At 62.9% G+C, this 8,136-nt stretch carries 8 protein-coding genes and 1 pseudogene; 4 read left to right on the forward strand and 5 right to left on the reverse strand.

Annotated features, from left to right (window positions below; genetic code table 11):
• Nucleotides 1–771: TauD/TfdA dioxygenase family protein (locus tag ABUH87_RS08360; RefSeq protein ID WP_367772448.1), on the forward strand; the 771-nt coding region annotated here is incomplete at its 5' end.
• A 65-nt stretch (nt 772–836) separates the two neighbouring features.
• Complete coding sequence (locus ABUH87_RS08365) at nt 837–1,628, forward strand: nuclear transport factor 2 family protein (protein WP_367772450.1); 792 nt, start codon at nt 837–839, stop codon at nt 1,626–1,628.
• Between the two features lie 27 nt (nt 1,629–1,655).
• Here ABUH87_RS08365 and ABUH87_RS08370 read toward each other — a convergent pair whose 3' ends face one another.
• Nucleotides 1,656–2,057 (reverse strand): EthD domain-containing protein, encoded by a 402-nt coding sequence (locus tag ABUH87_RS08370; protein ID WP_367772452.1) that lies wholly within the window; start codon nt 2,055–2,057, stop codon nt 1,656–1,658.
• Nucleotides 2,058–2,400: 343 nt separating this feature from the next.
• Between ABUH87_RS08370 and ABUH87_RS08375 the strand changes: the two genes are divergently transcribed.
• Entirely contained in the window at nt 2,401–2,871 is a 471-nt protein-coding gene (locus tag ABUH87_RS08375; RefSeq protein WP_367772454.1) for a nuclear transport factor 2 family protein, read from the forward strand.
• Here ABUH87_RS08375 and ABUH87_RS08380 read toward each other — a convergent pair.
• Together ABUH87_RS08380 and ABUH87_RS08385 are read right to left on the reverse strand one after the other, a co-directional pair.
• A complete protein-coding gene (locus ABUH87_RS08380; RefSeq protein ID WP_367772456.1) occupies nt 2,868–3,758 on the reverse strand; it encodes an amidohydrolase family protein in 891 nt (296 codons plus the stop codon). The two genes, ABUH87_RS08375 and ABUH87_RS08380, sit on opposite strands and share 4 nt — an antisense overlap.
• 434 nt (nt 3,759–4,192) lie before the next feature.
• The gene (locus ABUH87_RS08385; RefSeq protein WP_367772458.1) at nt 4,193–5,731 is read right to left on the reverse strand and encodes a cytochrome P450; all 1,539 of its coding nucleotides are present in this window, start codon (nt 5,729–5,731) and stop codon (nt 4,193–4,195) included.
• Between the two features lie 125 nt (nt 5,732–5,856).
• Here ABUH87_RS08385 and ABUH87_RS08390 point away from each other — a divergent pair, with 125 nt between their 5' ends.
• The gene (locus tag ABUH87_RS08390) at nt 5,857–6,414 is read left to right on the forward strand and encodes a TetR/AcrR family transcriptional regulator (protein ID WP_367772460.1); all 558 of its coding nucleotides are present in this window, start codon (nt 5,857–5,859) and stop codon (nt 6,412–6,414) included.
• A 5-nt stretch (nt 6,415–6,419) separates the two neighbouring features.
• On the opposite strand, the pseudogene ABUH87_RS18410 reads toward ABUH87_RS08390, so the two are convergent.
• Nucleotides 6,420–7,096, reverse strand: a pseudogene (locus ABUH87_RS18410) (IS6 family transposase); the annotation flags it as partial.
• A protein-coding gene (locus tag ABUH87_RS08405) for an IS630 family transposase (RefSeq protein ID WP_367767720.1) occupies nt 7,096–8,042 on the reverse strand; the annotation gives its coding sequence in 2 pieces (ribosomal slippage) (nt 7,096–7,706 and nt 7,706–8,042; 948 coding nt in all). The pseudogene ABUH87_RS18410 and the gene ABUH87_RS08405, both read right to left, overlap by 1 nt.
• Nucleotides 8,043–8,136 lie beyond the last annotated feature (94 nt).

Raw genomic sequence — 8,136 nt, forward strand, 5'->3', positions numbered from 1 at the left:
CTCAACTCCAAGGAAGAGCTGCTTGCCGGCGACCTCGGCGGCGAGATCATGGACCTCCTGGAACATCGCGGCGTGCTCGTATTCCCGGAAATCAACTTTAACGATGAAGAGCACGTCGCCTTCACGAACACGCTCGGCAAGTTCGCGCGCGAGATGCGCGGCGAGGAGATCTACAAGGTCAGCCTCGACGAGAAGCAGAACGCCACCGCGGAATACCTGAAGGGCGCGTTCTTCTGGCATTTCGACGGCTTCATGTCGCCGATGCCGATCCGCGCCAGCCTGCTTTCGGCCAAGGTGCTGTCACCTCCAGGAACCGGCCGCACCGAGTTCGCGAACACTTACGCCGCTTACGAAGCGCTGTCGGACGAGGACAAGGCGCTGGTGGCCGACTTGCGGGCAGTGCACGCACTCGCCGCCACCCAGCTCGACGTCACGCCCGAGCCGACGTACGAGCAGTGGCAGGAATGGCGCGCGGTCGGCCGCAAGGAGCTGCCGCTGGTCTGGACACACAAGTCCGGGCGCAAGTCGCTGGTGATCGGCAACTCGGCGCACAACATCCTCGACTACGACCCGCTCGACGGTGAGGAACTGCTGATCCGCCTCCGCTCGTTCGCCACCGGCCCCGAGTTCACCTACAGCCACGACTGGAAGGTCGGCGATCTTGTGATGTGGGACAACACCGGAAGCCTGCACCGCGCAACCTACTATCCGCTCGACTGCGGTCGCATGATGCACCGCACGAAGATCGAAGGCGACGAGCCTATCGTTTGAAGCCAGTGCTGTGAGCACACGTCGGGGCGCGCCTGCCGCGTCCACGACACGCAAGGGAGCCCGCGATGTCGCCTGACCACCTGAAGCGAAACGAGAGCGAACTCGCAGCTTTGCGCCATGACGCCGAGGCCGGACGCGACGGACCTGTGCTCATGCTCAATCTCAACACCTACAAGGCCGAGGCGGGCTTTCCCGATGGCGCTCCCTATCGCGCCTACATGGATGCACTCGCCGCACTGCTGCAGGTTTCAGGAGGCCGTATCCTCTGGCGGCATCCGGTGCTGGGCCAGATGGTGGGTGAGCCCGAAGCCTTCCATGAGGCGCTGGGCATTTGGTACCCGAGCGGACAGGCGTTTCTCTCGCAACCGACGATGCCGGGCGCCGAAGAAAGCTATCGCCTGCGGGCGCAATACGTGGAGCGCGCCACCATTCACCGCTGTGGCGCGGCGGAGAGGCCGCTGGACGCGCACAAGGCGCTCGTACGCGCCTTCTTCGCTGCGCTGGCGAACGGTGAATTGCCTGACGCGCTGCTGACCGATGACATGACCGGCTGGAGCACGACCCAGGGCACCATGAGCAAGGCGGCCTATCAAAACGTGATCGGACTGCTCGGGCGGATGGTGGCAGAGCCGCTGACGTTCACGATCGATGCCATAACCGCCGAGGACGATCGCGCCCTCGCCGAAGTGAGGTCCGCCGGTCGCCTGGTCGACGGGACCGAGTATGCCAACACCTACGTTTTTGCATTCCGCTTCCGCGAGGGGCGGATCTGCTCGATTGCAGAGCACTTCAACGCGCTGGTCGTGCAGGATACAATGATCCCGCTCATGGCTAAGCTGAACGGGGCGCCCGCCTAGAACGCCCCGCCCTCAACGTCCTGCCGATCAGGATTTCAATGCTTCACGCACGGCGTCGAGATCGGTTTCGCACTCGACCGTGGTGAGGATGCAGAACGACGAGCGATCGAACAGCCGCTTTTCGTCCTCGACGATCTCGGGGGCCATCTTCGTGGTCGTGAGATACTGCAGCGTCGAACGATAGGTCGCCTCGTCGTCGAACCACAGTTCGGTGATCACGTCGTAAGGCGGCTCGGTGGCGGCGCCGGTCTCCGGATGGGGATGCGGTTCCAGGTACGTGCGCACGTAGCGCAACAGAGCCGCCGAGTACCTTGCAGCGAGCGGCGCATGGTGGTTTTCGTAGTAATCGCGAAACTCCTGCGTGCTCATCCCCGGCTTGCGCTTCATCGGCAACAGGATCTTGTAGATGGTTGCAGCGTGCTCTGTCACATTCGGTTCCCTTGCTTGTAGCATCCTCTCGGATCCATCTGGCGCCCGCTTCCCCACCGTTGGATGCATTCAGGCGATAACTTGCGTGTCTCGCAACCCGCCGATCTGCTCACCTCAGAAAGCCGGACTCATATGAACGGAACGAGCAGAACGATACGACAATTGATGTCGTCTGCCATAGCGTGGAGCTATAGCAGCGCAGACGCTGACTACGAGCGGCTGTCCAGCGCGGTGTGTCCTAGCTGATCACCATCTTGTAGCATCTCTCGCAAAAGTGCGAGGATACGCAACAAGGCAGGCTGCACCGCCTGGCAGCACGAACACGAGAGGGCATAAGGCAATCATGGACGCGATCCAAAAATTGGCAGCGGTCGAAGCCATCAAGCTGCTGAAGGCCCGGTACTTCCGCGGTGTAGACACTGGAGACGGAGCACTCGTGCGCAGTGTACTCGCGGAGGACTGCGTTCTCGATTATACCGATTGCTTTGTGGACCCGCTTACCGGTCACGATCACTTCCCGGCCTTGAGTATGGTCATGCGGGGGCGGACCGCTTACTCGGGCAACGGTCTGGCCGAGATCGGCGTCGTGAGTGCCCACTACGGACCGAACTGCGAGATCGAAATCGAGAACACCACCTCGGCTCACGGAATTTGGTCCATGTCCGATCGGCTGATCATGCCCGAGGGTGGTCCGGTGCGTGAGTTGCTCGGACATGGCCACTACCACGAGACGTACGTCAAGGTCGAAGACAACTGGTACATCAAGACTTTGCGGCTCGTCAGGACACGCGTCGAAGCCGTTCCTGCCGCCTAAGATGCACTGGGCGCGCCTCCGACGTCGCTCCAGCGCAGGACCTTGCGGGCCGTTGCGCCCAGGATCCACCGCTTCTCCTCCGCGTCGAGTTCGGGTTCGTCGCGCAAGTAGGTGAGCATGTCTGCCCAATTGCGGTGAGGCAGAACTGTATTGTCGCTGGCCCACATGATCCGGTCGGCTCCGAAAGCCGCGATGGCCTTCCTGAGCAGTGGTCTGAGCGGTTCGTAGGGATAACCCGCGATGCCGAACCGATCCTGCGCATGGCTCCACTTGAGGATCACGTTCGGATGCTCCGCAAGCTTTAGCACCTCATCGAAGTAAGCAGGCTCCAGCGTCCTTGCGGCATCCTGTTCCGGGCGGTCGAACGGGATCGTCGGAAAACCCATGCCGCAGTGATCAATCACAAAGGTCAGGCGGGGGTACCGGGCAATGTAGCGCGGCATGGCCTCTGCGAAGCCGGGCACGAAGAAGCAAACCGGCAACCCGATATCCTGCGCCAGATCCAGAACGGCATCGTGCGAGCCTTCCGCGAAGCTGCGCGCCTCGTCCATGGTCCAGACCGGCTGCAGGCGAAACGCCCGCGCGCCCGGCGACGAAGCGACGCTCCGCATGACGCATTCCAGCTCCGGGTCGCGCGGGTCGATGCGCACCAGGTAGCCGAAGCGGTCGGGATGCAGCAGGCTGGCTTCCGTCGCGGTCGGCCATGCAGCGCGCCAGGCTCCGTTCGGCAGGAGGTGTCCCGGCTGGATATGGCTCGGATGAGACTGGCTGAACTCACCCCAGAACTCGTCGATGAGCAACGATCGGATGCCCAGCGCATCCATCGCACAAAGCGTCGCGTCGATCTTGCCGCGGCCGACGTGAACCTGCGTGTCAACGATATCCATCTTGTTCCTTTCGCATAACCGGCCCGCGCGGGGAGACAGGATCGTGAAGCCAGTTCAGCGCGAGCCGAACGCATAGCGCAGGGTCAGCCGGAACTCGCGCCGAAGCTGTCTGCCGAACTCTTCGCGAAGGCGTCCATGGCCACCGGGACCCGGCAGCCCCTTCATTCGCAGAAACCCGGTCGGGCCATAGAGTGCCCACCGTCGAGGCCCGGTGCGGTGGCCGCATATGCCAGGGAGGAGGCTCCGGCCGACGCAGACTGACCAAGCGACGGGCCGATAATCCGCGCCGCGAGCATGCTGCCGCAAAGGTGGCTTGCAGCAGTTTGGACGAACAATAAGCCTTTCCTGGGCAATAGCTCTCCTCGCCTTGTCAGTCGGAACGATCGTGGCCTTCGTCGTGAACGGTCTTTTCGAGATCCTTGCTTGGTGGCGTGTCAGGACAAGTCCGCCAAGTCGGCGTCGACCGCGTCGAGCGCTGCATCCGTGAACTGGTCGGCGGCGAAGGCCTGGACCGCGCGTAAGGTCATGCCCTTGGCCATGCCGATCTGCGGGTTGTCCGACATGCCCGGAAAATGCTTCTCCAGCACGGCCCGCGCCGCATTGTCGCCCAGCAGGTCGCCGATGCGGCTGCTCGCGGTCGACCAGGACTTCGCTGCAGCGGGAGCCGCCTCCTGCTTCACCGGGGCGACGAAGCCCTCGGCCGGGGTCAGCTTGATGTGCATCTTGTCGAGTCCGCGGATGATGAAGCTCGGCTCGTAGTTCAGGTCCGAAACACCGTTCGGGTGCCTTTCGAGATCGAGTTCGATCTTCGACGTCATCTCGAGGAACTTCTGCATGATCACGCGCACTTCCACGCGGGCCAGCGGAGCGCCGGCGCAGACGTGCTTGCCACGACCGAAGCCGACATGCTCGGCCACTCTCTTGCGGCCGACGACCAGTTCGTTGGGATTGTCCCACCGGCGCGGATCGCGGTTTGCGGCCGATAGGGCGACCAGGATCTTGGTGCCGGCGGGAATCTCAACATCGCCGATCTTCGCATCCTTGCGGGCGAGGCGGGCGGTCTGCTTGGTCGATCCTTCGATGCGCAGCATTTCCTCCAGGAAAGGACCTATCAGCTTGGGATCGGCGCGCAGGCGGCTCTGCAGTTCCTGGTCCATGACCAGATGCTTCATCGAATTGCCGATCAGCTTGGCAGAAGTGTCCTGGCCGGCACCAAACATGAACATGCCAAGCTGGACGAGATCATAGATGTCGGGCGTCGAGCCATCGTTGTACTTGGCATGGGCGAACTCGGTCAGGATGTCGTCGCGCGGATTGGCGCGGCGATCGGCCAGGTAACCGTAGAAATAAGTGCCCATGACTGCGAAGGGATGCTCTTCCCCACCCGCCATCGGATCGGTGCCGTCGAGCGCGCCGGGGACCGGCCCCTTGGCGATTGCGTCCATGAAGATCTGGCGGTCTTCCGTTGGCACGCCGAGCAGGTCGGCGACAACCTGCGTAACGAAAGGCGTGGCGATCTTGCCGATCAGCTCGACGCCGCCATCGGCAACGGCACTGCCGACCATCTCGTTGCAATAGTCCTCGATGAACTGCTCGCTCGCTTTCAGGCGCGAGGGCACGAACAGCGTATTGATGAATGCGCGCAGCTTGGTGTGCGGCTCGTCGTCGAGATTCACGACCTGGTCGCCGCCTGCGAAGTTCTTGCGATGCGCCTCGATCTGGGCCGTGATGTCGGCGCCATGCGGCGTGAACGGCAGCGGTGCCGACGCGCCCTGCAGGCCGATGACCGCCGAAAACGACTCGTGGTCGCGCAATACCTGCAGCGCCTCCTCGAACCCGGTGACGATGTAGTAGTCCTTGCCCGGCGGACGGTAGATCGGGCCCTGCTCGCGGATCGCATTGAAGAAGGCGTAGGGCTCCTTCAGAACCTCGGGATCTGAGAAATAGTCGCGCTCGATCAGTGGGGTCGTCACGGGTAGTCTCCTCTCTGGGGCAGCGGCTTTGCCTTGTCCGTCACGGCGGTGTGCGCCACGAGGAACGAGGGAATAGTCGAGTCCCATTTTTATGCGATACAGTGTCGCATAGTAAGGAGGCCCGGGTGGCGTCAAGCGCGAAGGATGCACGGGCGATACGGTCGAGCGCGGCTCTGCGCGATGCGCTGCTACGCCTGCTGGACGACAGGCCGTTCGATCAGATCACCGTGCGCGACATCTGCGCCGAGGCGGCGGTGCACTATGCCACCTTCTTCCGCCATCATGCGGGCAAGGAGGCGCTGCTCGACCATATCGCGGCGGAGCAAATCTCCACGCTGGTAGACCTGACGCTGCCATTCCACGAGCCGATGGAAGAAGGCCGCGGGTTCCAAATGCTGTGCGAATACGTTGAGGAGCACCGCGGCCTATGGGCGACCCTGCTTAACGGCGGAGCTGGCGCGGCGATGCGCGAGGAATGGCTGCGCCGCGCGCGGCTCGTATCCGAAACGCGCGAGCCGGTGAGCATGTGGCTGCCCAAGGACCTGGGCGTGGTCTGCTCGGTGGCGCTAATCGTCGAGACCGTATCGTGGTGGCTGAAGCAGCCGACCGGCGAATGGGCGGCGGATCAGGTCGCGGCGATCTTGCACCGGCTGGTGACATCCTCAACTTTGGCGGCGAATTGACAGCTTCAGCATAGGCCGCCGCAAGGTGGGCCTTCGGCGATCCAAGTGCCAACTGCTCTCCACATGATGCACCTGGGTCTTTGAGGGCTACGGCCTAGCTCACAAGGACCTCGATCGATTAGGTGGCGTCTCAGGCTGAAGTGATTGTGTATGTCGGCGTGAACTGAAGCGGACTTCTGCAGCGTCTTCATCTGCCTGAACTTGAGCGTCGCCCGCTCTCGTCGTCGGAACGGCAGGTGCGAGTTCTCGACCCGGTTGTTGGCCCAGCGACCGACGTCCTGCTTATCCCGATTGCCAAGCTCGGTCATTGCTGCACCGTGGGAGCGCAGCCATCTGTTGTGATCGCCTCAGGCGGACCATGCCGCTTCAGCGCCTTCTTCATGAAGGTCAGCGTCGCCCGTTTGTCGCGGGTTTTCGTGACGAAGCTCTCGAGCACCTCGCCCTCGTGACCGACGGCACGCCACAGGTAGACCATCTCGCCGTTCAGCTTAACGTACATTTTCGTCCAGATGCCACGCCAGTGGCGAAACCCGCGCATGCGGCTTACCCGGTTGCGCCTGACTTCGCCTGCGAACATCGGCCCGAACCCGTTCCACCACAGCCGCACCGTTTCGTGGCAGGTGTCGATCCCTCGCTCGAACAGAAGGTCCTCCACGTTGCGCAGGCTAGAGCGGATTCTGATCAGTCTGGATCATAGCCGCATGAGCTGAAGTAGTTGGCGCACTCGTCGGGGCGGAAGAGATCGACGAGTTTTCCGATGAAGCTCCAGAGGCCGGAGACGGTGCGCTCGCCGGCTTTTCTGAGCATGGCCTTGAGACGGGAGAAGGCCTTCTCGATCGGATTGAAGTCGGGGCTGTAGGGCGGGAGGAAGCGCAGAGACGCGCCTGCGTCCTCGATCATCGCGAGGACTGATGCGCGCTTGTGGCTGGAGAGATTGTCCATGATGACGATGTCGCCCGGCCTGAGTTCGGGCACGAGCACCTGGCGGACATAGGCCTCGAACCATTCGCCGTTGATCGGCCCGTCTAGCACCATCGGCGCGATCATCCCGCTCATGCGCAGTCCCGCGACCAGCGTCGTGGTCTTGCGGTGACCATGCGGGGAGCCCATCCGCAACCGCTCACCTCGCGGAGCACGACCATGGCTGCGGGTCATGTTGGTCGCGGTCCAGGTCTCGTCGATGAACACCAGGCGTTTGGGATCGAGATCGCACTGACCATCGAACCAGGCATGGCGCTGCCTCAGGACGTCGGGCCGGTCCTGCTCGATCGCGTGCCCGGTCTTTTTTTCCGCGTGATGCCGTGGCGCGCGAAGAAGCGGTGCAGCGTCGAGTTCGCGACTGAAAGGCCGATGCCGGCCAGCGCCACTCGCAACTCGTCGAGTGTGATGTCCTGCTGCGCTTCCCACAGCGCCAGCACCTCGTTGCGCCGCTCCTCAATCCGGTGCGAGCGCATGTCACCGCCCTGGGGCTTGGGCGCGAAGTTACCGGTCGCCGTTCGTTGAGCCTGCCAGCGGATCGCAGTCGAAGGCGCTACTCCAAACCGCACCGCAGCCGCCCGCCTGCTCATCCCGCCATCAATCGCCGCCAGCAACCGCAACCGCAGATCCATTGAAAGTGGCTGACCCATCTGATGCCGGCCTCCATCCCCAGCCAGCATCGTGAATCAGATTTCCGACGGCTTGGGAATCCCTCACGATTCAGGTCGGTCAGAAAACGCTCTA

This window comes from Novosphingobium rhizovicinum, assembly GCF_040813635.1.
Classification (GTDB): domain Bacteria; phylum Pseudomonadota; class Alphaproteobacteria; order Sphingomonadales; family Sphingomonadaceae; genus Novosphingobium; species Novosphingobium rhizovicinum.